Annotated in this window: 26 protein-coding genes; 15 read left to right on the plus strand and 11 right to left on the minus strand. The window is 64.8% G+C overall.

Going from position 1 to position 21,777, the window contains the following annotated elements; translation table 11 throughout:
* Positions 1 to 75: 75 nt before the first annotated feature.
* The 3 genes from gcvPB to gcvT all read right to left on the minus strand — a co-directional run bounded on the left by gcvPB (position 76) and on the right by gcvT (position 4,075).
* Positions 76 to 1,545: an aminomethyl-transferring glycine dehydrogenase subunit GcvPB gene (gene gcvPB / locus ABZN20_RS15280; RefSeq protein WP_367025806.1), complete on the minus strand. Its 1,470-nt coding sequence runs from the start codon at positions 1,543 to 1,545 to the stop codon at positions 76 to 78.
* A complete protein-coding gene (gene gcvPA, locus ABZN20_RS15285; RefSeq protein WP_367025807.1) occupies positions 1,539 to 2,900 on the minus strand; it encodes an aminomethyl-transferring glycine dehydrogenase subunit GcvPA in 1,362 nt (453 codons plus the stop codon). Before gcvPA ends, gcvPB begins: the two co-directional genes overlap by 7 nt.
* A gap of 95 nt (positions 2,901 to 2,995) precedes the next feature.
* Positions 2,996 to 4,075, minus strand: coding sequence for a glycine cleavage system aminomethyltransferase GcvT (gene gcvT, locus ABZN20_RS15290; RefSeq protein ID WP_367025808.1), 1,080 nt, complete (start codon positions 4,073 to 4,075; stop codon positions 2,996 to 2,998).
* Positions 4,076 to 4,212: 137 nt separating this feature from the next.
* On the opposite strand from gcvT, the gene ABZN20_RS15295 reads away from it, so the two are divergent.
* Positions 4,213 to 4,539, plus strand: a complete 327-nt coding sequence (locus ABZN20_RS15295) for a carboxymuconolactone decarboxylase family protein (RefSeq protein ID WP_367025809.1) — start codon at positions 4,213 to 4,215, stop codon at positions 4,537 to 4,539.
* Between the two features lie 69 nt (positions 4,540 to 4,608).
* On the plus strand, positions 4,609 to 4,968 hold the full coding sequence (locus ABZN20_RS15300) for a DsrE family protein (protein ID WP_367025810.1): 360 nt from the start codon (positions 4,609 to 4,611) through the stop codon (positions 4,966 to 4,968).
* 21 nt (positions 4,969 to 4,989) lie between these two features.
* Here the strand turns inward: ABZN20_RS15300 and ABZN20_RS15305 are convergent, their stop codons facing one another.
* From ABZN20_RS15305 to ABZN20_RS15315, 3 genes are all read right to left on the minus strand, one after another.
* On the minus strand, positions 4,990 to 7,935 hold the full coding sequence (locus ABZN20_RS15305) for a proline dehydrogenase family protein (RefSeq protein ID WP_367025811.1): 2,946 nt from the start codon (positions 7,933 to 7,935) through the stop codon (positions 4,990 to 4,992).
* Positions 7,936 to 8,094: 159 nt separating this feature from the next.
* Positions 8,095 to 8,604 carry a DUF3368 domain-containing protein gene (locus ABZN20_RS15310; protein ID WP_367027574.1) on the minus strand — a complete coding sequence of 170 codons (510 nt, stop codon included), beginning with the start codon at positions 8,602 to 8,604 and terminating at the stop codon, positions 8,095 to 8,097.
* Entirely contained in the window at positions 8,604 to 8,852 is a 249-nt protein-coding gene (locus ABZN20_RS15315) for a UPF0175 family protein (RefSeq protein ID WP_218807911.1), read from the minus strand. Before ABZN20_RS15315 ends, ABZN20_RS15310 begins: the two co-directional genes overlap by 1 nt.
* Positions 8,853 to 9,359: 507 nt before the next feature.
* Here ABZN20_RS15315 and ABZN20_RS15320 point away from each other — a divergent pair.
* From ABZN20_RS15320 to ABZN20_RS15350, 7 genes are all read left to right on the plus strand, one after another.
* Positions 9,360 to 9,818 (plus strand): EVE domain-containing protein, encoded by a 459-nt coding sequence (locus tag ABZN20_RS15320; RefSeq protein ID WP_367025812.1) that lies wholly within the window; start codon positions 9,360 to 9,362, stop codon positions 9,816 to 9,818.
* Positions 9,819 to 9,907: 89 nt separating this feature from the next.
* Positions 9,908 to 10,132 (plus strand): TA system antitoxin ParD family protein, encoded by a 225-nt coding sequence (locus ABZN20_RS15325; protein WP_367025813.1) that lies wholly within the window; start codon positions 9,908 to 9,910, stop codon positions 10,130 to 10,132.
* Positions 10,133 to 10,140: 8 nt separating this feature from the next.
* The gene (locus ABZN20_RS15330) at positions 10,141 to 10,407 is read left to right on the plus strand and encodes a type II toxin-antitoxin system RelE/ParE family toxin (RefSeq protein ID WP_367025814.1); all 267 of its coding nucleotides are present in this window, start codon (positions 10,141 to 10,143) and stop codon (positions 10,405 to 10,407) included.
* Between the two features lie 176 nt (positions 10,408 to 10,583).
* Positions 10,584 to 10,853 (plus strand): type II toxin-antitoxin system toxin DhiT, encoded by a 270-nt coding sequence (dhiT, locus tag ABZN20_RS15335; RefSeq protein ID WP_367025815.1) that lies wholly within the window; start codon positions 10,584 to 10,586, stop codon positions 10,851 to 10,853.
* Positions 10,854 to 10,861: 8 nt separating this feature from the next.
* Positions 10,862 to 11,158, plus strand: coding sequence for a DUF2442 domain-containing protein (locus ABZN20_RS15340; protein ID WP_367025816.1), 297 nt, complete (start codon positions 10,862 to 10,864; stop codon positions 11,156 to 11,158).
* A 95-nt stretch (positions 11,159 to 11,253) separates the two neighbouring features.
* A complete protein-coding gene (locus ABZN20_RS15345; RefSeq protein ID WP_367025817.1) occupies positions 11,254 to 11,478 on the plus strand; it encodes a TA system antitoxin ParD family protein in 225 nt (74 codons plus the stop codon).
* An 8-nt stretch (positions 11,479 to 11,486) separates the two neighbouring features.
* Positions 11,487 to 11,753 carry a type II toxin-antitoxin system RelE/ParE family toxin gene (locus ABZN20_RS15350; RefSeq protein WP_367025818.1) on the plus strand — a complete coding sequence of 89 codons (267 nt, stop codon included), beginning with the start codon at positions 11,487 to 11,489 and terminating at the stop codon, positions 11,751 to 11,753.
* A gap of 248 nt (positions 11,754 to 12,001) precedes the next feature.
* Here ABZN20_RS15350 and ABZN20_RS15355 read toward each other — a convergent pair whose 3' ends face one another.
* Together ABZN20_RS15355 and ilvA are read right to left on the minus strand one after the other, a co-directional pair.
* Entirely contained in the window at positions 12,002 to 12,250 is a 249-nt protein-coding gene (locus ABZN20_RS15355) for a hypothetical protein (protein ID WP_367025819.1), read from the minus strand.
* Between the two features lie 74 nt (positions 12,251 to 12,324).
* On the minus strand, positions 12,325 to 13,854 hold the full coding sequence (gene ilvA / locus ABZN20_RS15360; protein ID WP_367025820.1) for a threonine ammonia-lyase, biosynthetic: 1,530 nt from the start codon (positions 13,852 to 13,854) through the stop codon (positions 12,325 to 12,327).
* Positions 13,855 to 13,944: 90 nt separating this feature from the next.
* On the opposite strand from ilvA, the gene rpiA reads away from it, so the two are divergent.
* Positions 13,945 to 14,601, plus strand: coding sequence for a ribose-5-phosphate isomerase RpiA (gene rpiA, locus ABZN20_RS15365; RefSeq protein WP_367025821.1), 657 nt, complete (start codon positions 13,945 to 13,947; stop codon positions 14,599 to 14,601).
* 2 nt (positions 14,602 to 14,603) lie between these two features.
* Here rpiA and ABZN20_RS15370 read toward each other — a convergent pair whose 3' ends face one another.
* The 3 genes from ABZN20_RS15370 to ABZN20_RS15380 are packed head-to-tail and all read right to left on the minus strand — an operon-like array spanning position 14,604 to position 16,567.
* Entirely contained in the window at positions 14,604 to 15,179 is a 576-nt protein-coding gene (locus tag ABZN20_RS15370; protein ID WP_367025822.1) for a DNA-3-methyladenine glycosylase I, read from the minus strand.
* Positions 15,176 to 16,009, minus strand: a complete 834-nt coding sequence (locus ABZN20_RS15375) for a PHP domain-containing protein (protein WP_367025823.1) — start codon at positions 16,007 to 16,009, stop codon at positions 15,176 to 15,178. Before ABZN20_RS15375 ends, ABZN20_RS15370 begins: the two co-directional genes overlap by 4 nt.
* A gap of 6 nt (positions 16,010 to 16,015) precedes the next feature.
* Positions 16,016 to 16,567, minus strand: a complete 552-nt coding sequence (locus ABZN20_RS15380; protein ID WP_367025824.1) for an NUDIX hydrolase — start codon at positions 16,565 to 16,567, stop codon at positions 16,016 to 16,018.
* A 231-nt stretch (positions 16,568 to 16,798) separates the two neighbouring features.
* On the opposite strand from ABZN20_RS15380, the gene purD reads away from it, so the two are divergent.
* The 5 genes from purD to ABZN20_RS15405 are packed head-to-tail and all read left to right on the plus strand — an operon-like array spanning position 16,799 to position 21,746.
* Positions 16,799 to 18,082 carry a phosphoribosylamine--glycine ligase gene (gene purD, locus ABZN20_RS15385; RefSeq protein ID WP_367025825.1) on the plus strand — a complete coding sequence of 428 codons (1,284 nt, stop codon included), beginning with the start codon at positions 16,799 to 16,801 and terminating at the stop codon, positions 18,080 to 18,082.
* 20 nt (positions 18,083 to 18,102) lie between these two features.
* A complete protein-coding gene (locus tag ABZN20_RS15390) occupies positions 18,103 to 18,762 on the plus strand; it encodes a paraquat-inducible protein A (protein WP_218807897.1) in 660 nt (219 codons plus the stop codon).
* Positions 18,755 to 19,435, plus strand: coding sequence for a paraquat-inducible protein A (locus ABZN20_RS15395; protein WP_218807896.1), 681 nt, complete (start codon positions 18,755 to 18,757; stop codon positions 19,433 to 19,435). Before ABZN20_RS15390 ends, ABZN20_RS15395 begins: the two co-directional genes overlap by 8 nt.
* The gene (locus ABZN20_RS15400; protein WP_367025826.1) at positions 19,432 to 21,150 is read left to right on the plus strand and encodes an intermembrane transport protein PqiB; all 1,719 of its coding nucleotides are present in this window, start codon (positions 19,432 to 19,434) and stop codon (positions 21,148 to 21,150) included. Before ABZN20_RS15395 ends, ABZN20_RS15400 begins: the two co-directional genes overlap by 4 nt.
* A gap of 11 nt (positions 21,151 to 21,161) precedes the next feature.
* Positions 21,162 to 21,746: a PqiC family protein gene (locus ABZN20_RS15405; RefSeq protein ID WP_367025827.1), complete on the plus strand. Its 585-nt coding sequence runs from the start codon at positions 21,162 to 21,164 to the stop codon at positions 21,744 to 21,746.
* The last annotated feature ends 31 nt before the right edge of the window (positions 21,747 to 21,777 follow it).

Here is a 21,777-nt window from a genome sequence, read left to right on the forward strand (position 1 = left end):
CGCGCTCCGCCCGTTCTGGCTGAAGAGCCCTTCCGGCCGTGAGGCGGAAGGGCTTTTTGCTGGTGCGTTTCGAAGTCAGCGCTGAAGCGCATCCGGCGATGCCGGTTTCCAGGCCAGATCCGGATGGCGGGCGGCGCGCACTTCATCCAGCCGGCGGATGGGGGTGTGGCGGGGCGCCTGTTTGAGCTTGTCCGGCTCCTCCGCGGCTTCCTTCAAAATCGCGGCCATGGCGTCGACGAATGCGTCCAGGGTCTCCTTGTTCTCGGTTTCCGTGGGTTCGATCATCAGGCACTCGGGAATCAGCAGCGGAAAATAGACGGTCGGCGCATGGAAGCCGTAGTCGAGCAGCCGCTTGGCGAAATCCAGGGCGGTGACCTGATGCGCCTTCTTCTGCCGCTGCACGCTGAGGATGAATTCGTGGGCGGCGCGGCGGGCCGGAAAAGCGGTGTCGAATCCGGCCTCCGCCAGTTTCTTCTGCAAATAGTTGGCGTTGAGGGTGGCGTATTCGGCCACTCGCCGCAGGCCTGGATACCCAAGCAGGCGGATGTAGACATAAGCCCGCAGCAGCACGCCGACGTTGCCGGCGAAGGCGGAGAGGCGGCCGATGCTTTGGGGGCAGTCGCCTTCGGCGAGCCAGCGGTAGCCGTTCCCGTTTCTCGCCACCATGGGCAGCGGCAGGAAGGGCTGCAGCCTGGCGTTGACGCCGACCGGCCCGGCACCGGGGCCGCCGCCGCCGTGCGGGGTCGAGAAGGTCTTGTGCAGGTTCAGGTGGATGACGTCGAAACCCATGTCGCCGGGGAGGGCCTTGCCGAGGATGGCGTTGAGGTTGGCGCCGTCGTAATAGAGCAGGCCGCCCGCCTCGTGGACCAGCGCGGCGATCTCGGGGATGCGGCGTTCGAACACGCCCAGGGTCGAGGGGTTGGTGAGCATGATGCCGGCGGTCTTCGGTCCCAGCGCCCGCTTCAGCGCATCCAGATCGACGTCGCCGTCCGGGTTGGTGGGGATTTCCCGGACCAGGTAGCCGCACATGGCGGCCGAGGCGGGATTGGTGCCGTGGGCCGCATCGGGGACCAGGATTTCGTTGCGCTCGTGGTCGTTGCGGGCGTCATGGTAGGCGCGGATCATGGCGACGCCGCAGAATTCGCCCTGGGCGCCGGCGGCGGGACTCAGGCTGATGGCCGCCATGCCGGTGAGCGTTTTCAGATATTCCTGCAACTCGTAAAGGCAGCTCAGGGTACCCTGGCCGAAGCGCTCGACCCCGAGGGGATGGACCGAGGCGAAGCCCGGCTGCCGCGCCAGCAGGTTCGCCGCCTTGGGGTTGTATTTCATGGTGCAGGAACCCAAGGGGTAGAAGTGGGTGTCGATGGAGAAATTCTTTTGCGACAAACGGGTGTAGTGCCTCACGACGTCGAGCTCGGTCACTTCCGGCAACGGCGGCGGCGTCTGGCGCAGCAGGTGGCCGGGCAGGCGGGGGACTTCGGCGGGGATTGGCGGAAACAGGCTGGCGCAGGCGCGGCCTTCGCGGGAGCGGTCGAAAATCAGCATTTGAGTACCTCCGCCAGCGCGGCTGCATAGCGGTCCATATCCTCCGGACTACGGGTTTCGGTGGCGCAAATCAGGAGGGCGTCGCCGAGTTCGGGATAATCGGCCGAAAGAACATGGCCGCCGAGTATCCCTCGCCCGGCCAGGCTGGCCAGCACACGGTCCGCTGGCCGAGGCAGACGGATCGCGGCTTCGTGGAAGAACGGGGCCGGGAAAACCGGCTCGACGCCGTCGATGCGGGTCAGCCGCTCGAGCAGCGCCGAGGTGTTGGCGTGGCAGGCGGCGGCGACGTTGCGCAGCCCCGTGGGGCCCATCAATGCCATATAGAGGGTTGCCGCCGTCACCATCAATCCCTGGTTGGTGCAGATGTTGGAGGTCGCCTTGCCGCGGCGGATGTGCTGCTCGCGGGGTTGCAGCGCGAGGGTGAAGCCCTCGCGGCCGTCCACGTCGACGGTGCGCCCGACCAGGCGTCCGGGGAGCTGGTGGACGAAGGCCTGGCGGCTGCAGAGGAACCCGAAGTAAGGGCCCCCGGCGGAAAGCGGAATCCCCAGGGGCTGGCCTTCGCCGCAGGCAAGGTCGGCGCCGTGCTCGCCCCATTCCCCCGGCGGTTTCAGCAGGGCCATGGCGGTCGGGTTGACCACGGCGACGCTGCGGGCGCCGTGGCGATGGGCCCAGTCGGCGAGGATGTCCACCTCTTCGAGCACGCCGAAGTAGTTGGGCTGCGGAATCACCACGGCGGCGAACTCGTCCCCCTCGAAGGCCGCCAGCACGTTTTCGGCGATCCGTCCCAGGCTCCGGTCGTAGTCCAGATCGACCAGTTCGACCTGCTGGTTGCGGGTCAAGGTGTGGGCGACCCGCTTGTAGACCGGGTTGAGGCTTCGCGGCAGCAGTATCTTGCGTGAACGGGATTCCGGATTCGTGCGCAGTGCCATCAGGATCGCCTCGCCCAGGGCGGAGGCACCGTCGTAGAGCGAGGCATTGGAGACGTCCATGGCCATCAGGCCGGCCATCATGGACTGGTATTCGTAGAAGACCTGCAGGCTGCCCTGGCTCGCTTCGGCCTGGTAAGGCGTGTAGGCGCTGTAAAACTCGCCCCGCAGGGCGATCTCCCACACCGCCGCCGGAATATAGTGCTCGTAGGCACCGGCGCCCGCGAAGCAGAGGGTGCTGCGGTTCTCGGCCGCGCGCGCCTCCATCAGCCGGCAGACCTCCATTTCCGACAGCGCTTCGGGCAGGTCCTTCAGCTCGCCGCAGCGCAGGTCCGGCGGGATTTCGTCGAACAGCTCGTCGACCGATCCGGCGCCGATGGCCGCGAGCATGTCGCGGACTTCCGCTTCGGTATGGGGGATGAATGGCATGGCGAAGTCTCCTCGCTGTTTCGGCAGGCGTTTCGTACCCGCGTGATGACCGGTCTTTGGGGCTCTTTCGACCGGCACCCCTCGCGGCGATGCTATCAGATATCGATCAGCGATTTGCCGCGGTGGACGAAGCGCGGTTTCACCACCTTTGCGCGCTTGAGGCTGCCGCGGATTTCCACCCGGCACTCGCGCCCGGTCGCCGCGGGTACCCGGGCCAGGCCGATCGAGCGCCGCAGGGTGGGGGAGAAGCCGCCGCTGGTCACGACGCCCTCGCCGACATTCTCGAAAATCACTTTCTGCCCGCTGCGAAGGATTCCCGCTTCCTCCAGGATCAAGCCGACGAATTTCGAAGGCGAACCCCCGATCCGCTCCCGTTCCAGGGCGGCGCGGCCGATGAAATCGCGCTCGGCGGGTTCCCAGGCGACCGTCCAGCCGAGGCCGCAGGCGAGGGGCGTGACGGTCTCGTCCATGTCCTGCCCGTAGAGGCGCATGCCGGCTTCCAGCCGGAGGGTGTCGCGGGCGCCGAGTCCGCAGGGCTGGACGCCGGCCGTCAGGAGCTGGCGCCACAGCGAGCGTGCTTCGGCGTGGGGCAGGATGATTTCGAAGCCGTCCTCGCCGGTATAACCGGTACGGGCGACGAAGCGGTCGCCTCGCTGCGTGGCGGTGAAGGGTTTCAGTCCGGAGCTTCCGGTGGCGATCACGGCGTCGGCGATGCGGGGGGAGTCCGGGCCTTGGAGGGCTATCGTGGCCAAATCGTCACGGGGAGTGACGTTCGCCGAAAAGGCGGTGGCCTGGCGACGGAGCCAGCTCAGGTCTTTTTCCCGTCTTCCGGCATTGAGGATGAGGCGGAAGCGCCGATCGTCGACGAAGCCCGCGACGAGGTCGTCGATGATGCCGCCGTCCTGGTTGAGCATGCAGGCGTAGAGCATCCGTCCCGGCTCGGCGAGCCTGGCGACGTCGTTGGCGAGGATTCGGCGCAGGAACGGGGCGGCCTGAAGTCCATCGACGTCGACCACACCCAGATGGGAGACGTCGAACATGCCGGCGGCCCGGCGCACGGCGTGGTGTTCGGCGATCTGCGAGCCGTAATGGAGCGGCAATTCCCAGCCCGAGAACTCCGTCATCCGGGCTCCCAGCGCCAGGTGTTCTTCGTGGAGTGCGGTGCGTTTGCCCATGGTGTCGTGTCCTCGCAGCCGCGGGGTTGGGGGCTCCTTCAGTGGAGCGTAGTATTGGCACCGGCGTGCCGGCCGGGGAAGGATCGAGCGCCGAAGCGTCCCGAACAAAGTCCGCAAGCCAATACTGGGAGACCATTATGAACAAAGACAGGCTTCCGAAAAATTATGTGCTGCTGCAAAAGGAATACCCGGGTTTCATTGCGGCCGTGGAGCGGCTGGGAGCGGCCTTGAAGGAGCAAGGTCCCATCGACGACAAGACGGCACATCTCGTCCAACTTGCGGCGGCCGTCGCGATACATTCGGAGGGCTCGGTTCACAGTCACGTGAGGAGAGCGTTGGTAGCGGGCGCCTCGCGCGAGGAAATCAACCATGCCATCATCTTGCTGACCAGTACGCTCGGATTTCCGACCGTCAGCGCCGCGCTGAGTTGGGCTCAGGATGTCTTTGGCGAGGGCAAGGACTGAAGGCAGCGGGCGTGCCCGATGCGTTCGGCAGAATTTGAACTCACGTTATCTTAAGGTGCAGGAGGAGCTATGAAGACTTTGATCATTTCCGGCAGCCGGGGAACCGACGATCCGACGATGGCGACCCTTCCGTTCATCGCCGCCAAGGCGGCCCATGAACAAGGCCACGACGTGGTCCTTTGGCTGTGGAACGAGGCCGTCACGCTGGCCCGCAGAGGAACCGCCGATCACGTCGTCGGCGTCAACCTGATGCCTCTCAAGGACTTGTTGGCCGCCGTTCAAGCGGCGGGAATCCCGATCTGGGTCTGCGGCGCCTGCGCGGTGGCACGCCAGATAGGCGAAGCCGATTTGATCGGCGGGGCGACGATCAAGGGCATGCCCGACTACATCGCGACCGTGCTGGAACGCGACCGGAGCATCGCGTTCTGATGTCCCGCTACCTCGCCGGGGCTAGGCGACATCCTCCGGCGTGAAGCCGCGGCGCAAGGTGTTTTCGGTCAGCGTTCTCGGCACCATGAACTGTTGCAGATAATCGGGGCCGCCGGCCTTCGAGCCCACCCCCGACATCTTGAACCCGCCGAAGGGCTGCCGGCCGACCAGGGCTCCGGTGATAGGGCGGTTGACGTAGAGGTTGCCGGCCTGGAAAGCCCGGGCCGTTTTCCCGATGTTGCCGGGGCTGCGCGAGTACAGGCCTCCGGTCAGGGCATAGGCCGAGGCATTGGCTGTCGCGATGGCTTCGCCGATGTTCCCGGCCCGGATCACGGCGAGCACGGGCCCGAAGATTTCCTCGCGAAGGATTCTGGAATCCGCCGGCAGGTCGGCGAAGACGGTGGGAGGCACGTAGTATCCATCGGCGGGGACGGGCGCCTGGGCCAGCACGCGGCCTTCCCGCTTCCCGAGTTCGAGGTATTCGAGGATTCTTTCCTGTGCCCCAGCATCCACCACGGGGCCGACGAAGTTCTTCGGGTCCTCGGGACTGCCGGCGGGCAGGTCCCTCACCGCTTCGGCCAAGCGTTCGCAGAAGCGGTCGTAGGTCTCCCGCAACACGATTACCCGCGAGCAGGCCGAGCATTTCTGCCCCTGGAAACCGAAGGCGGACTGGATGACGCCGGGCACCGCCTGGTCGAGGTCTGCGTCCGCATCGACGATGATGGCGTTCTTGCCGCCGGTCTCGATCACCACCTTTTTCGGCCCTGCCTGGCTGGGGCCGGTCCTGCCGGCTTTTTCCAGAATCCCCAGGCCCACCTGGAGCGAGCCGGTAAAGAGAATGAAATCGGTCGAAGGGTGTTCCACCAGGTAATCGCCCACGGCGGAACCCGAGCCGGGAACGAAGTTGAGGACACCTTCGGGTATTCCCGCCGCGGCGAACATCTCGTACACCAGCCGCCCCGACATCGGCGACAGGCTGGACGGCTTGTAGAGCACGGCGTTGCCGGTGACGAGGGCGGCGGAGACCATTCCCACGGAAATGGCGATGGGGAAATTCCACGGAGCGACGACCAACCCGACGCCGCGGGGCTCGTACCAGTAGCGGTTCTCCTCGCCGGGAACCCTGCCCAGCTTCTGCGGTGCGCCCAGGCGCAGCATTTCGCGGCCGTAATACTCGAGAAAATCGATCGCCTCGCAGACGTCCGCATCGGCCTCCACCCGGTTCTTGCCGACCTCCAGCAGTTCCCAGGCCGCCAGCTCGAAACGTCTTCGCCTGGCGATGGCCGCCGCCCGGAAAAGGAGTTCGGCGCGCTCCGCGGGAGGGCGTTTTCCCCAGTCCGCCTGGGCCGTCCGCGCCGCCGCTAGCGCCCGGTCGGCCATGTTGCGGTCGATGGCGGAAGCCGTGCAGACCACCTCGCTCGGAGCCGCCGGATTCAGCGAGATCAAGCGCTCGGCTGTCTGGTATTCCTTGCCGCCGTACACGATGGAGACATGCCGGCCCATTTGGTCTCGCACCGCCCGGATCGCTACCGCGAACGTCTCCCGATTTTCCCGCTTGGAAAAGTCCAACGGCGGTTCGTTGGCGAAGGCGTTGGTTTCCGGGGGCGGGGCCTCGAGCGCGCCGGCCTCGGCCCGAGGATCCGCCAGCAGAACCTCCGGTGCCAAACCGGCGGCGAACGTCTTGCGCAGGAAGCTTTCGTTCGAAGTGTTTTCCAGCAGACGGCGCACCAGGTAGGCCATGCCCGGCAACAGTTCGCCGATCGGCACGTATTCGCGGACGGGAAAGCCCAGAACCTGGAGTGCCTGTCGGACCGGACCGGCCATGCCGTAGAGCGCCTGGAACTCGAAGCGCTCCCGCGGCACGCCCAACGTTTCGGCCGCCGCCAGGGTCCAGGCGATCGAGCGCACGTTATGGGTGGCCGCCGCCAGGGTGACGTCCGCGTGATGGGTCAGCAGGAGCTCTACGCACCGTTCATAGCAGGCGTCGGTCTCCGATTTCCTCTCGAACACCGGCAGCGGCCAGCCTTTCTGGGCGGCGATGGCTCTCTCGTATTCCCAGTAGGCCCCTTTGACCAGGCGGACATGTATGCGGCGTCCCCGCTGTCTTGCCCACTGGATGAGCCGCCGGACATCGTCCTCCGCGCTCTTCAAATAAGCCTGAAGCGCGATTCCCGCGTGCTCCCATTCCTGGAACTCCGGTTCCTCCAGCAGGCTGGTGAACGCCTCGAAAGTGAGTTCCTTGAGGCTCACGGTTTCCATGTCGATGAACACCTGGCCGCCGGCCCGCATCAGCTTGCGGCAGATCGGGCGCAGCCTCGTCTTGACCTGCAGCAGGCTGTCCTCGTAATTCGACGGACCGATGCGGGAATAGAGCGAACTGAGCTTGATCGACAGATTGAGGCGCGGGAAAAACCGTTCCCGCGCGGCGTCGTGGGCCGGCCAGCCCGGCAGTTCCTCCGCCAGGACGTCGATCGTCCTGAGGTACCGGTCCCGGTACCTGTCGGCCTCGTTTTCGGAAATCGCGGCTTCACCGAGCAGGTCGACGGTGAAGCCGCCGCCCCGGCGCCATAGGGCTTTCAGCTTCCCCAGCGCCGCCTCCGGGGTTTCGCCGATGATGAAACCGGCGGCCAGACGGCGGACGTTCCACCGCAGGAGGCCGGCGGCCAGTCCCGCAGGGAGGACGGCGCCGGCACTGGAAAGCAGGAACTTCGGGAACCCCGTGAGCCTTGTGTCCCCGGCCAGGAAATATTCCTTGAGATGCCCCACCACCTGCCCGCTCGTCGCGAGGCTGGGCAGCACGTCGATGAAATGGAACAGCGGGAGTTTGAGTTCCGGATGTTCCATTGCCGCCTGCATGAGCTTCCCTTCCCAGAATCTCCGGTCGAATACCGCCGGCGGCTCGGAGCTCATCAGCCGGAAAATTTCCAATCCCTTGGCGACGACAAGATCGTTGCTAACGATGTCCACCGCGCTACTCCCGTCGGCCAGTCATGTTCTTTCAATGCGCCGTTTACGGGATCAGACTTTACGCCCTTGCGGGCCATGAGAGATAGTCGCCTCGCCCTACGCTCCCTGAGCCCGGTGATCGAGAGCGGCAAACGAGGGGTCGCCCGGAACCGACAGAGTCTAATTTGTGGGGCTATCGCAGTCCGACTCGGCTGCTTTGCAAGCCCCCTCGATGACGGCATCCGAGAGGTAGTAGCTGGCATGCTTCAAATCCAGCAGGGTCGCACGCAGATCGTTCAGTTGACCGCGCCGCTTGGCTTCAACCAGCAAGCCGGCGGTGCCTTTCACTGGCAAGCCATAGACCTGACGGGCGATGCGCCGTCCGCGTTTTTCGTCGATGATCGCCATGCATGGAGCGCACGCACGCGCCAAGCTGATGACCGCGGCTTCACCAAGATCGAGTTCGGCGACCAGTAGCGGGTCGGGTTCGGGAGCAGGGTACACACGGTCGGTCCAGGTCGCGTCGGTCAGAGCCACCGCGCCGGGGCGCCCAAGGCCGGCAATGGCCACCTCGCGATATACTGCTTCGGGTATCCAGATTTCCTTGAACAACGCGGCAAGCAGATCGAGCCGTCCCACCAGCGATAGCGCGACCAAGGGCCCAGAATTGACGACCGCGCGGTCGAGCATCACGAGGCGAACTCCTCGGCCATCTCTTCCTCGGTCAGCTCGACGACCGGCACGCCGTCACGGCCGGCGGCCAGAAGGAATTCGACGCGCCCCATGCCGGCAAGCCGTCCGGCCTTGCCGGACGAAATCCGTCCCTGCTCGAAGAGCTTCAACGCCAGCAGATAGCGGGCCTCGTCGGAAAAGTTGTTTGGCAGCTCGGCGGGCGAGGGCAGGCCGTCGATGGGCAACTCTATGGTCACGGTGTTCATTTCTACCTCATTACTTGAACGCAATTGAATCCCCTGGCTACGATCATACGTTCGTTGCCGTCCGGCGGCGACCGATGATCGCAGACGGCATGGCCGGTGGCTCGGTTTACATCCTTACGCCGCCTTCAGCTTTCGCGCATAGCGACGACGCGACTTCCTGCGGCAGCGGACGCGGAAGGAATTGCTGGAGCAGTTGTTCGAGCAGTACGAACGGCTGACGAAGATCTGAAAGCCGAGCTGCCCTTGAGGCATGCATGGATGGTGGCGCCGCAGGGAGCGCAGGATAGCGGTAACGGTACAATCGACCTGCCGTGAAGCAGCTGCCATGCTCTACTCGACTCCGGTAAACGTGACCGCGGTACGTTCGGCCGGTTTTTCACCGCTGGTTCTTGCCCGGGGTGCAGAGCTGGGATGGGTAGTCGGCTTTACCGGTGGGACGACGGCAGACTTCCCCGGACTGACTGAACAATCCCTCGTAAATATTACAGGGCGGGATAAGGAGTTGATATGCGTTACTGGTTGATGAAAACCGAGCCCGGCGAGTTCGGGATCGACGATCTGGCGGCACGTCCGGGCCAGACCGAACCCTGGGACGGGGTCCGCAACTACCAGGCCCGCAACATGATGCGGGACGAAATGAAACAAGGGGACGGCGTGCTGTTCTACCACTCGAACTGCGACGTGCCGGGCGTGGTCGGCATCGCCGAAATCGCGCGGGAAGCCTATCCGGATTTCACGGCCTTCGACCCCGACAACAAGCACTACGATCCGGCCAGCAAACCGGAGGCTCCGCGCTGGTTCATGGTGGACGTCCGTTTCGTGCGCAAGCTCCGCCGCACCATCGCCCTGAGCGAATTGAGGGACCGGCCGGAACTGGAAGGGCTGGCCCTGGTGCGTAAGGCCAACCGGCTGTCGGTGATGCCGGTCAGCCCGGATCAGTGGAGCTTCATTCTGTCCCTGGAGTGATCTCTACAGGGCAGGCGGCGGGCTCCACTCGCCTTGCCCGGCTTGGCGGCCCTGCCTACAATTGTGGGCAATTGCATGAGGATTGCGTAATGAGTGTCTCCGTCCGTATCGATGAAAGCCTGGTCGAAGAAGCCCGCGCGGCAGCCAAGGCCGAGTTCCGTACCGTCCAGGGGCAGATCGAGTTCTGGGCCAAGGTCGGGCGCGCCGCGCTGGACAACCCGGATTTGCCCGCCTCTTTCATCGCGGAGAGCCTGATGGCGCTGAAAGAGCCGCATGAGCAAGCCACGCCTTTCGTTCCCCGCAGCCGTCAATGAAATGGCAGGTGTTGCAGACCCGCCGTTTCGCCCGCGTTTACAAGAAACTGCCCGATTCCGTAGCGGCCGATACCGACGCGGCCGTCGAGGTGATCGCCAATGATCCGGACGCCGGCGAGAAGAAGAAAGGCGACCTGGCCCGGTTGTGGGTCTATAAATTCCGAAGCCAAGGGCAGCTCTGCCTGCTTGGCTACACACGCGACGACGGCCTGAGTCTGGTCTACCTCGAAGCGGTGGGCCCTCACGAGAATTTCTATCGCGATCTCAAGCGTTGATTTCGCCTGGCCGGGTAGATTTTGCAAGACCGCGTGAAAAGGATTTACCCGGCGGACTGGTGTGGCGATGTAGGTGTCACGGTGGGTGGCGGCGAATGACATTCGTCCTACGTGAACTCTGACACCGATGTCTTCGAATAAGATATTGGGTATGTAAGGGAGGGGGAGGTTTCCTGATGCCGACAATTTCGATGTTTTACGGGATACTCATCCTGATGTATTTTTACGACAACAAGAAGCATGGCGCACCACATATCCATGCGGAGTATGGCGACCACGAGGCTACGATTGCCATCGAGGATGGCGCTGTTCTTGGCGGCAGTTTGCCGCCAGCAAAGATGAAGTTAGTGCAGGCATGGATCGAAATACACAGAGATGAGTTATTGGCGGACTGGAAGTTGGCGATTGCCGGTGAGTCATTATTTAAGATAGAGCCATTGCGCTAGGAGGAACTATGGACAAGATCGTTAAAGCGATCCCCTTGGATGACTATCGGATCGAGGTTCAGACGAGCAGCGGGATTTCAGGTATTTTCGACGTTAAACCTTATTTGAGTGGCGGCGCATTCAAAGAGCTATTGAATGAATCATATTTTCGTATGGTTCGCGCGGCGCATCATGGGATTGCGTGGCCGCATGATCAGGATTTTAGTGCGGATACCATTATATGGGATATTCAGAATGCGCAGCAATTCTCTGGGAGTCAAAGCGAACCGCTCCCGCCTCGAAGCCTTGACACGGGGGCGGCTTAGTGAATGGTGCGCTTCATGCTTCAGCGCACCCTACGCGGGCTTGCCCGGCTTGGCGGGCCTGCCTACAATTGTGGGAAACTGCATGAGGATTGCATATGAGTGTCTCCGTCCGTATCGATGAAAGCCTGGTCGAAGAAGCCCGCGCGGCAGCCAAGGCCGAGTTCCGTACCGTCCAGGGGCAGATCGAGTTCTGGGCCAAGGTCGGGCGCGCCGCGCTGGACAACCCGGATTTGCCCGCCTCTTTCATCGCGGAGAGCCTGATGGCGCTGAAAGAGCCGCATGAGCAAGCCACACCTTTCGTTCCCCGCAACCGTCAATGAAATGGCAGGTGTTGCAGACCCGCCGTTTCGCCCGCGTTTACAAGAAATTGCCCGATTCCGTAGCGGCCGATACCGACGCGGCCGTCGAGGTGATCGCCAATGATCCGAATGCCGGCGAGAAGAAGAAAGGCGACTTGGCCCGGTTGTGGGTCTATAAATTCCGCAGCCAAGGGCAGCTCTACCTGCTTGGCTACACGCGCGACGACGGCCTGAGTCTGGTCTACCTCGAAGCGGTGGGCCCTCACGAGAATTTCTATCGCGATCTCAAGCGCTGATTCCGCCTGGCTGGGTAGACTTTGTAAGACCGCGTGAAAAGGATTTATCCAGCGGACTGGTGTGGCGATGTAGGTGTCACGGTGGGTGGCGGCGAATGACATTCGTCCGATTACGCTGCGCTAATCGGACCTACGTGAGCTAACGCAAAGCCGAACTGCTTATCACGCTGACGGTGCCGCTGTGGGCTTGTTCGATCAACTTGTGCGGAGCGCCGTGCCACAGCAGCCCAGAAATCATCACATTGGTATCAATGACCAGCCGCACGCCGCTGGCGCTCCGCGCGTGCCGCCTTCACCTCGGCGTCGATCTCGTCCATCGACATCGGCGCGACGTCTGCCTCGGCCAACCGATCGGCGATCTTCAACAGCCGGGCCGCCGCTTGGTGCCGGCACAGTTCTTCGGACAGTAGCCGCGTCAGAGTTTGCGAAGTCAAAAGCCCCTCGGCCTGGGCCGCTTTGACGGTCGCGTCCGGCAGCTCGATTTGAATCGTCGTCATGATGAAAACCTCTCTCAGCCTGTGTAGGTCCGATTAGCGTAGCGTAATCGGACGATATTTTGACGCAAGGATAATCACCCCCGCTCGCTGCCCCCCGCGAACAGCCGGTAGGCCGGGTTGTGGGTTTCCTCCTTGAAGGCGTAGCCGATGGCTTCGAGGAATTCCCGGAAGGCCTTGCGTTCGGGTTTCGGCACCTGGATGCCCATCAGTACCCGGCCGAAGGCGGCGCCGTGGTTGCGGTAATGGAACAGGCTGATGTTCCAGCGTCCGCCCATGATGGACAGGAAGCGCAGCAGGGCGCCGGGGCGTTCCGGGAATTCGAAGCTGTAGACCTGTTCGTCCAGCAGTTTCGGCGCGTGGCCGCCGACCATGTAGCGGATGTGTTCGATGGCGAGTTCGTTGCCGGTCAGGTCGAGCACGCCGAAGCCTTGGCGCTCGAATTCGCGGACTAGGCCTTCGCGGTCGACCGAGCCGCTCGCCACGGGGAGGCCGACGAAGACCTGGGCGGCCTTTTCGTCGAAGAAGCGGTAGTTGAATTCGGTGATGTTGCGGCGGCCCAGCACCCGGCAGAATTCGAGGAAGCTGCCGGGCCGCTCGGGGATCGTCACCGCCAGCAGCAGTTCACGTTTCTCGCCGATCTCGGCGCGCTCGGCGACGTGGCGCAGCCGGTCGAAGTTGATGTTGGCCCCGCTTTCGATCGCCACCAGGCATTCGTTTTTGATGCCGGTTTCGGCTACGTATTTCTTGAGCCCTGCGATGCCCAGCGCGCCCGCCGGCTCGGCGATGGAGCGGGTGTCGTCGAAGATGTCCTTGATGGCGGCGCAGATTTCGTCGGTGTCGACGGTCACGACCTCGTCCACCCACTGGTGGGCGATATGGAAGGTTTCCTTGCCGATCTGTTTCACCGCGACGCCGTCGGCGAATAGGCCGACCTGTTTCAGGATCACCCGCCGCTTGGCTTTCAGCGCCCGGTTCAGGCAGTCGGCGTCTTCCGGTTCCACGCCGATGACGCGGATGTCCGGGCGCACGAACTTGACGTAGGCGGCGATGCCGGCGATCAATCCGCCGCCGCCCACCGGCACGAAAATGGCGTGGATGGCGTCCTGGCGCTGGCGCAGGATCTCCATGCCGATGGTGCCTTGCCCGGCGATGACTTCCGGGTCGTCGTAGGGGTGGACGAAGGTCAGGCCTTGTTCGCGGGCCAGTTCCAGCGCGTGTTCGTAGGCCTCGTCGTAGGCGTCGCCGTGGAGGATGGTTTCGCCGCCGCGGTTGCGCACGGCGTCGACCTTGATCTGCGGGGTGGTGCAGGGCATCACGATCACGGCGCGGATGCCCAACCGCTGCGCCGCCAGCGCCACGCCCTGGGCGTGGTTGCCGGCGGAAGCGGCGATGACGCCCGCCGCGCGCGCCTCGGGGCTGAGCGAGGCGATCTTGTTGTAGGCGCCGCGTAGCTTGAACGAGAACACTGGCTGCAGGTCCTCGCGCTTGATCAGCACCGTGTTGTCCAGCCGCCGCGACAGGCCGGGCGCCGAGTCCAGCGGGGTTTCCTGGGCCACGTCGTAGACACGGGCGCGCAGTATCTTCTCTATGTATTTTTGCAGCATGGTTCGGGGCAGGGGGCCATCATGGCAGCGGGGCGGTTTTCCCAGTATCATCCGCCACCGGTTTGATCACACACGATGGCAGATAAGGCAATGACTCAAGACGAACTCAAACGGAAAGTCGCCGAAGCGGCATTGGATTATGTCAAGGACGTCACCATCCTGGGGGTGGGGACCGGCTCGACCGTGAACCATTTTATTGATTTGCTGGCCGATCTCAAAGGCGGGATCGAGGGCGCGGTGTCCAGCTCCCAGGCCAGCTCCGAGCGCCTGAAGAAGATCGGCATCCCGGTGCTCGACCTCAATGCCGCCGGCACCCTGGACGTCTACGTGGACGGCGCCGATGAAGTCAATGCCGCCAAGCAGATGATCAAGGGCGGCGGCGCGGCCCTGACCCGCGAGAAGATCGTGGCGGAGGCCAGCCGCAAGTTCGTCTGCATCGTCGACGAGACCAAGTATGTCGACGTGCTGGGCAAGTTTCCGCTGCCGGTCGAGGTGATTCCGATGGCGCGCAGCCTGGTCGCCCGCCGTCTGGTGGAACTGGGGGGCACGCCGGTGTGGCGGGAAAACTGCGTCACCGACAACGGCAACGTGATCCTCGACGTGCACAACCTCAGCATCACCGATCCGGTCGAACTGGAACACCGGATCAACGATATTCCCGGCGTGGTCTGCAACGGCGTGTTCGCCCTGCGGCCGGCGGACGTGGTGCTGCTGGGTTCGCCCAGCGGTGTGCGGACGCTGCCCTGAGGCTAGCTTCCGCTCACTTCGCCCCAGCGGAAGCAATCGACCAGGTGGTCGTTCACCAGCCCCGCCGCCTGCAGGTAGGCGTAGCAGATGGTGGAGCCCACGAAGTTGCAGCCGCGCTGCTTGAGGTCCCGGCTGAGCGCATCCGATAGCGGGGTGCTCGCCGGGACTTCGCGCAACTCCCGCCAGGCGTTCCGCACCGGCGTGCCGTCGACGAAGCGCCACAGGTAGGCGTCGAAGCTGCCGAATTCCTCCTGGATGCGCAGATAGGCCTTCGCATTGCGCACGGCGGATTCGATTTTCAGCCGGTTGCGCACGATGCCCGGATCGGCCAGCAGGGCGGCGATCTTGGCCTCGTCGTAGCGGGCGACCCGTTCGGGATCGAAGCCATCGAAAGCGGCCCGATAGCCCTCCCGCTTCTTGAGGATGGTGGTCCAGCTCAATCCGGCCTGCGCCCCGTCCAGTACCAGGTATTCGAACAGCTTGACGTCGTCGTGGAGGGGGACGCCCCACTCCGTGTCGTGATAGAGCGTTTCCTCCGGGCTGCGGAGCGCCCAGGCGCAACGGTGGACGGACGTCATCGGTCGTTCTCCCAGCGGGTCCAGACCGGCGTGAGGCCGGCCGGCAGCGGCGGAATCTTCCCGAGCTTCAGCCAGACCTGCTCGGGGCCATGGTAGTCGGAGCCGACCGAGGCCAGCAGTCCGTAGCGGCGGGCGATGCCGGCGTTGGTCTGGATATCGGACAGGGTGGCGTTGCCGGAAATCACCTCGACCGCCTGTCCGCCGGCGGCTTTGAAGTCGCCGGCGAGGCGGCCGATCCAGCTTCCCGTCATCTTGTAGCGTTGCGGATGCGCCAGCACCGGCACGCCGCCCGCCTCCACGATCCAACCGACGGCGGCGGCCATTTCCGCCCAGACGGTGGGGACATGGCCCGGCTTGCCCTGGGCCAGGAATTTGTCGAAGACGTCCCGGACGCTGGCGGCATGGCCCAGTTGCACCAGGGCGCGGGCGAAATGGGTGCGGGTGACCATGCCGGCGCCGGCCAGCCCCGCCGCGATTTCCAGTGTGCCGGGAATGCCTTTCTTTTCCAGCCGATGGCCCATCTCTTTCGCGCGTTCGAAGCGCACGGCCTGGAGCCGGCGCATGCCTTCGTCCAGGCCGGGATGATCCGGGGCGATGTTTAGGCCCACGATGTGGATGGTCCGGGACTCCCAGGTGACCGACAGTTCGACGCCGGGAATCAGGCGCAGCCCCTGATCCGCTGCTGCCCCGGCGGCTTCCGGCAGGCCCGCCACGGAGTCGTGGTCGGTCAGCGCGAGGGTGCGGATGCCGCTGGCGGCGGCGGTGCGCACCAGATCGGCAGGGGAGAGTGTGCCGTCGGAGGCGGTCGAATGGGCGTGCAGGTCGTACAAAGGGGTCTAATTTCGGATTCGGCGGTGGTCTGGCCCCAGGGTTTCTACGTGCAGGCCGAAGGCGCCGCTGCGCCGGTCTTCGAAGAACAGGGTAAGCGATCGGTGGACGGTTTCGAAAGCCAGTTGATCCCAAGGGATTTCGTTTTCCTCGAACAGCCGCGTCTCCAGGCTTTCCAGGCCGGCGGCCACGTCCGGGCTGAGCAGTTCGGCCCGGAAGAAGGCATAGACCTGCGACAGATGCGGCAGGCTGAACAGGGTGTAAAGCGAATCGATCCGCACCCGGGCGGTGGCTTCCTCGTAGGATTCGCGCTCGGCCGCCTGCTCCAGCGTCTCCTCCAGTTCCATGAAGCCGGCGGGCAGGGTCCAGAATCCGTGGCGCGGCTCGATGGCGCGCCGGCACAGCAGGACCTGGCCGTTCCACACCGGGATGCAGCCGGCGATCACCTTGGGATTGCGGTAATGGATGGTGCCGCAGGCGTCGCAGATGTGGCGGGGCCGGTCGTCCCCCGCCGGAATTCCCAGGCGCAGCGGCGCGGCGCACTGGCTGCAGTACTTCATGCTTTTTCACCAACCTGCCGGCGCACGGGGTGTGGATGTCGGATCATCGTCCGCGTGGCGTGAATCATCGATGCCAGACAGTATGCCATGTCCGGGCCGGCCCAGGGCGTATAATTGCGGCCACCCCATTCGAAGTGGAAGTGCGATGTCCGATATATCGCGGGTGTAAGCCCATTCCCTTCCGCGGGGTGAGCAAGCAGTTTCCAAAATCGATCCGGAGTCTCGCATCTCATGAAAGTCCTCATCGTCGGCGGCGGCGGGCGCGAACACGCGCTGGCCTGGAAAGCCGCGCAGTCACCCCGCGTGTGCAAAGTGTTCGTGGCGCCCGGCAATGCCGGTACCGCCGCCGAGCCCGGCATGGAGAACGTGGCCATCGCGGTGGACGATGTGGCGGGCCTGTTGGCGTTCGCGAAAGGGGAGGGCGTGGCGCTCACCATCGTCGGCCCCGAGGCGCCGCTGGTCGCCGGCATCGTCGACGCCTTCCGCGCCGCGGGACTGGCCTGTTTCGGGCCGACCCGGGAGGCGGCCCAGCTCGAAGGCTCCAAGGCCTTCTGCAAGGATTTCCTTGCCCGCCATGGTATTCCGACGGCGGAATACCAGGTGTTCACCGATGCCGCCGAAGCCGAGGACTACATCCGCCGGAAAGGCGCGCCCATCGTGGTCAAGGCCGACGGCCTGGCGGCCGGCAAGGGCGTGATCGTGGCGCAGAGCGAGGACGAGGCGATCGCCGCAGTGCGCGACATGCTGGCCGGAAACGCCTTCGGCAGCGCCGGGCACCGGGTGGTGGTGGAGGAGTTCCTCCAAGGGGAAGAAGCCAGCTTCATCGTCATGGCGGACGGCGAGCATGCCCTCCCGATGGCCACCTCGCAGGATCACAAGGCCCGCGACGACGGCGATCGGGGGCCAAACACCGGCGGCATGGGGGCCTATACCCCGGCGCCGGTGGTGACGCCGGAGATCCACCGCCGAGTCATGGACGAGATCATCCTGCCGACGCTCGCCGGTATGAAGGCGGATGGGATTCCCTACACCGGGTTCCTCTATGCGGGATTGATGATCGCTCCGGATGGCGGCTGCAAGGTGCTGGAGTTCAACTGCCGTTTCGGCGACCCGGAAACCCAGCCCATCATGATGCGGCTGCGCAGCGACCTGGTGGACCTTTGCTGCGCCGCGGAGGAGGGAAGGCTCGACGTGGTGAGGGCGGAATGGGACCCTCGCGTCGCGCTGGGGGTGGTCATGGCCGCCGGCGGCTATCCGTTCGATTACCGTAAAGACGATGTGATAGAAGGGCTGGGGCTGGCGATAGCGCCCGGCGCCAAGGTCTTCCATGCGGGAACCCGCCTGGATGGCGGCAAGGTGTTGACGGCCGGCGGCCGAGTGCTTTGCGTCACGGCGCTGGGGAAGAGCGTCGCGGAGGCGCAGGCCGCCGCCTACCGGCTGGTGGGGAGGATTCACTGGCCGGACGCGTATTGGCGCAGGGACATCGGCCACCGCGCCATCGGGCGCGGCGCCTGATCGGACCGGCTGCGGCGGACATGACGGCAAGATCCGGCACGGGTGAGTACGCGGTCGCCGAGCACACGCTCGTCGCCTGCCACGACTGCGACCTGCTGTTCCGCAAACCCCGGTTGCAGCCGGGACAGAAAGCGCGCTGCCCCCGTTGCGGCGCGGTCCTGTTCCAGCGCAAGCGCAGCGGGATGGATCAGTCGCTTGCGCTGGCGCTCACCAGCCTGGTCCTGTTCATGCTGGCCAACGCTTATCCCTTGCTGCGGATGAACATCGCGGGACGGGTACAGGAGGGGTCGTTGCTCACCGGAATCGAGGAACTGTATTCGCAGGGCTACTGGGAAATCTCCGCGCTGGTGTTCGTCGTCACTTTTCTGGCGCCGCTGGCCAAGATGCTTTGCCTTTTCTACGTGCTGCTGCCGCTGCGGTTGCTCGGACTGCGGGCGCCGAAGGCGGAGCTGGTGTTCCGCTGGACGGAGCAATTGTCGCCCTGGGCGATGACGGAGGTTTTCATGCTGGGCATCCTGGTGGCCGTGGTCAAACTGGCCGATCTGGCCGCTCTCACGCCGGGCATCGCACTCTATTCCTTCGCCGGCCTGATGGTGTCCATGGCGGCGGGCGATGCCATGCTGGACGACCACGAGGTCTGGGAACGGCTGCGCTCACCCCGAGAGGCCACCGGTGACTAAGCACGCGACGACCGCCGCCGAGGCCGGCTATCTGCTCTGCCACTGCTGCCATCTGCTCGGCCGGCCGGAGCCCGGATCGGTCCGTCCCCGCTGCCCGCGCTGCGGCGCGGTCCTGCACCGGCGCAAGCCCGACAGCCTGGCGCGGACCTGGGCGCTGACGCTGACGGCTTACATCCTTTACATTCCCGCCAATCTACTGCCGATCATGACCGTGACGATGTCCGGCCGGGGCGAGCCCGACACCATCCTCAGCGGCGTCAAGGAGCTGATCGTGGGCGGCATGTGGCCGCTGGCCCTCCTGGTGTTCTTCGCCAGCATCACCGTGCCGGTGCTCAAGCTCTTGGTGTTGACCTTCCTGCTGCTGTCGGTCCAGTTCGGTTCGCGCTGGCGGCCGTGGGAGCGCACCGTGCTTTACCGGCTCACCGAATCGGTCGGGCGCTGGTCGATGATCGACATTTTCGTGATCACCATCCTGGTCGCGGTGGTCGAACTCGGCGCCCTGGCGACCATCGAGGCCGGCCCCGGCGCCGTGGCGTTCGGCGGCGTGGTCGTGGTGACGATGTTCGCGGCGATGAGTTTCGATCCCCGCCTGATCTGGGATCGCATGGCGCCGAAAGACGGCGAGGTTTCGTCCCACTCCCGCCCCGAGGGGGCTTACAGGATGCAGCGATGAACGAATCCCCAAAGGAAGGCGCCGGCGACGCCCCGGAGTACGACGCCTGGGAGGCGGAGGTCAAGTCCTCCCGCGGTCTGCCGCTGGTCTGGCTGATTCCCCTGGTGGCGCTGGGCATCGGCATCTGGCTGGCCTACAAGACGCTGAGCGAGGAGGGGCCGACCATCACCCTGCTGTTCAAGGAGGCGCCGGGGCTCGAGGCGGGAAAAAGCAAGATCAAGTTCAAGGACGTGGAAATCGGCACGGTCGAGTCGATAGTGCTGAACGAGGACCTGACGGGAGTCATCGTCACCGCCAAGATGGAAAAGCACGTCGCCACCCATCTCGGCGAAAACACCGCCTTTTGGGTGGTGAAGCCGGAACTCGGCCTGGGCGGCGTCTCCGGCCTGGACACGCTGATGGCGGGGAACTACATCGCCGTAGAGTTCGGCGGCGGCAAGGTGGTCCGCAGGTTCGTCGGACTCGAACATCCGCCCCGGATCAAGGCGGACACCCCCGGCCGTTCGTTTTTCCTGGCCGCGGACAATGCGGGTCCCCTGAAATACGGCACGCCGGTCTATTTCCGCGACATCGAGGTCGGGCAGGTGGTGAACGTCGGCCTGGCCGAGGACAACCGGAGCGTCCAGGTCGAAATCTTCATCGACGCGCCCTATCACCGACTCGTTCACAACAGCACCCGCTTCTGGCAGGTCAGCGGGATCGATCTCTCCATGAGCGCCCAGGGCGTCAACCTCAAAGTCGGTTCGATCATGTCCCTGCTCCAGGGCGGCATCACCTTCGAAACGCCGACGCTCAACGATCCCAAGGTGCAGTCCAGCGAGCCCAATACCCGATTCAGGCTGCACAAGGATTTCGCCAGCATCGCGGAAGGGGCCTACACGCTGCGCCAGCCCTACCTGCTGTTCTTCGACGACTCCGTCCGAGGGCTGAACGCGGGGGCGCCGGTCGAACTCAAGGGCATCCGGGTCGGCACGGTGACCGAGCTGAAGCTCGCGCTCGATTTCGGCGCGCACAAGATCCGGATTCCCGTGGTCATCGAAATCGACCCGGAACGGCTGATCCCCTACGGCGCGGAGGATGTCATCAAACGCGCAAAGGAAGAATTCAAGGCGGCGATAGAGGCCGGCCGCCGTCCCTTCATGGAAAAACTGGTGGAGCGCGGCCTTCGTGCCCGGCTCAAGACAGGAAACCTCTTGACCGGACAGCTTTACGTCGACCTCGATTTCTACCCGGAGAGCCCGCCGAAAAGTCTGGATTACAGCGGCCAGCACCCCGAGTTGCCGACCCTGCCCTCGGTGGCGGACGAGCTGCAACGGAACGTCACGGAGATCGTGGCGAACTTGAAAAAGCTGCCTCTGGACAAGATCGGCCAGGAACTGCTCGGCACCGTGCGGGGCAGCAATCGCCTCATGAATTCGCCGGAGCTCAAGGAGGCCGTCGGTTCCGTGAACGCCACCCTGAAGGACCTGCGCCATCTGGCCCAGACCGCGGACCGGGAAATGGTGACCTTGACCGCGGCCGCGGAAAAGAGCCTGAGTTCCACGGCCAAGGTGCTGGAACAGCTCGAACCGGGATCGGCGATGGCGGTGGACATCAGCAACGCGCTGGAGGAGCTTGCCGCCTCCGCCCGTTCCATCCGCGCCCTGACCGACTATCTCGAACGCCATCCGGAAGCCCTGCTGCACGGCAAGGGCGGATCGGGAGGCAAGCCATGAGGGAACCCGTGATGCGATCCACTTTTCTGGCGGCAAGCGTGGCCGCGCTCCTCCTCGGCGGCTGCGGCACCAGCCCCGACACCCGCTTCTACGTGCTGTCCGCCGCGCAGGAGCCGGTCCGTCCGGCTGTGGAGCGGGAGATCGCCCTGGGCGTCGGGCCGGTCGAATTGCCGGAGTATCTGGACCGCCCGCAGATCGTGACGCGCACCGGCCAGAACGAGCTCCAGCTCGCCGAGTTCGACAAATGGGCGGAATCGCTCAAGGACAGCGTGACCCAGGTGCTCGCGGAAAACCTCGCCGCCTACCTTCCGAGCCGGAAAGTGGTGGTCTATCCATGGAAGCGTTCCGCCCAGGTGGACTATCAGCTCGTGGTGAAGGTGATCCGCTTCGAAGGCGCCGGCGGCGAGAGTGTGCTGAACGTGCGCTGGTCGGTGTCCGGCGGCGACGGCAAGACCGAGCTGCTGGTCCGCGAATCCCGCTACGCCGAGCCCGCGGTGGGGACGGACTACCGCGCGACCGTGGCCGCCATGAGCCGGACGCTGGCCCGGTTCAGCCGGGACGTGGCCGAAGCGGTAAGGGGCCTGAGCCGAGTCTGATCACGCGAGCCGGCCCCGGCCGGCTCCGGAG

Source organism: Methylococcus sp. ANG, assembly GCF_040730495.1.
Classification (GTDB): Bacteria; Pseudomonadota; Gammaproteobacteria; order Methylococcales; family Methylococcaceae; genus Methylococcus.

Excerpts from the sequence above, each read along its gene's own strand:
- gcvPB (WP_367025806.1), bottom strand. The coding sequence starts at position 1,545 with ATGCTGATTTTCGACCGCTCCCGCGAAGGCCGCGCCTGCGCCAGCCTG.
- gcvPA (WP_367025807.1), bottom strand. The coding sequence starts at position 2,900 with ATGCCATTCATCCCCCATACCGAAGCGGAAGTCCGCGACATGCTCGCG.
- gcvT (WP_367025808.1), bottom strand. The coding sequence starts at position 4,075 with ATGGGCAAACGCACCGCACTCCACGAAGAACACCTGGCGCTGGGAGCC.
- ABZN20_RS15295 (WP_367025809.1), top strand. The coding sequence starts at position 4,213 with ATGAACAAAGACAGGCTTCCGAAAAATTATGTGCTGCTGCAAAAGGAA.
- ABZN20_RS15300 (WP_367025810.1), top strand. The coding sequence starts at position 4,609 with ATGAAGACTTTGATCATTTCCGGCAGCCGGGGAACCGACGATCCGACG.
- ABZN20_RS15310 (WP_367027574.1), bottom strand. The coding sequence starts at position 8,604 with ATGCTCGACCGCGCGGTCGTCAATTCTGGGCCCTTGGTCGCGCTATCG.
- ABZN20_RS15315 (WP_218807911.1), bottom strand. The coding sequence starts at position 8,852 with ATGAACACCGTGACCATAGAGTTGCCCATCGACGGCCTGCCCTCGCCC.
- ABZN20_RS15320 (WP_367025812.1), top strand. The coding sequence starts at position 9,360 with ATGCGTTACTGGTTGATGAAAACCGAGCCCGGCGAGTTCGGGATCGAC.
- ABZN20_RS15325 (WP_367025813.1), top strand. The coding sequence starts at position 9,908 with ATGAGTGTCTCCGTCCGTATCGATGAAAGCCTGGTCGAAGAAGCCCGC.
- dhiT (WP_367025815.1), top strand. The coding sequence starts at position 10,584 with ATGCCGACAATTTCGATGTTTTACGGGATACTCATCCTGATGTATTTT.
- ABZN20_RS15340 (WP_367025816.1), top strand. The coding sequence starts at position 10,862 with ATGGACAAGATCGTTAAAGCGATCCCCTTGGATGACTATCGGATCGAG.
- ABZN20_RS15345 (WP_367025817.1), top strand. The coding sequence starts at position 11,254 with ATGAGTGTCTCCGTCCGTATCGATGAAAGCCTGGTCGAAGAAGCCCGC.
- ABZN20_RS15355 (WP_367025819.1), bottom strand. The coding sequence starts at position 12,250 with ATGACGACGATTCAAATCGAGCTGCCGGACGCGACCGTCAAAGCGGCC.
- ilvA (WP_367025820.1), bottom strand. The coding sequence starts at position 13,854 with ATGCTGCAAAAATACATAGAGAAGATACTGCGCGCCCGTGTCTACGAC.
- rpiA (WP_367025821.1), top strand. The coding sequence starts at position 13,945 with ATGACTCAAGACGAACTCAAACGGAAAGTCGCCGAAGCGGCATTGGAT.
- ABZN20_RS15370 (WP_367025822.1), bottom strand. The coding sequence starts at position 15,179 with ATGACGTCCGTCCACCGTTGCGCCTGGGCGCTCCGCAGCCCGGAGGAA.
- ABZN20_RS15380 (WP_367025824.1), bottom strand. The coding sequence starts at position 16,567 with ATGAAGTACTGCAGCCAGTGCGCCGCGCCGCTGCGCCTGGGAATTCCG.
- purD (WP_367025825.1), top strand. The coding sequence starts at position 16,799 with ATGAAAGTCCTCATCGTCGGCGGCGGCGGGCGCGAACACGCGCTGGCC.
- ABZN20_RS15390 (WP_218807897.1), top strand. The coding sequence starts at position 18,103 with ATGACGGCAAGATCCGGCACGGGTGAGTACGCGGTCGCCGAGCACACG.
- ABZN20_RS15400 (WP_367025826.1), top strand. The coding sequence starts at position 19,432 with ATGAACGAATCCCCAAAGGAAGGCGCCGGCGACGCCCCGGAGTACGAC.
- ABZN20_RS15405 (WP_367025827.1), top strand. The coding sequence starts at position 21,162 with ATGCGATCCACTTTTCTGGCGGCAAGCGTGGCCGCGCTCCTCCTCGGC.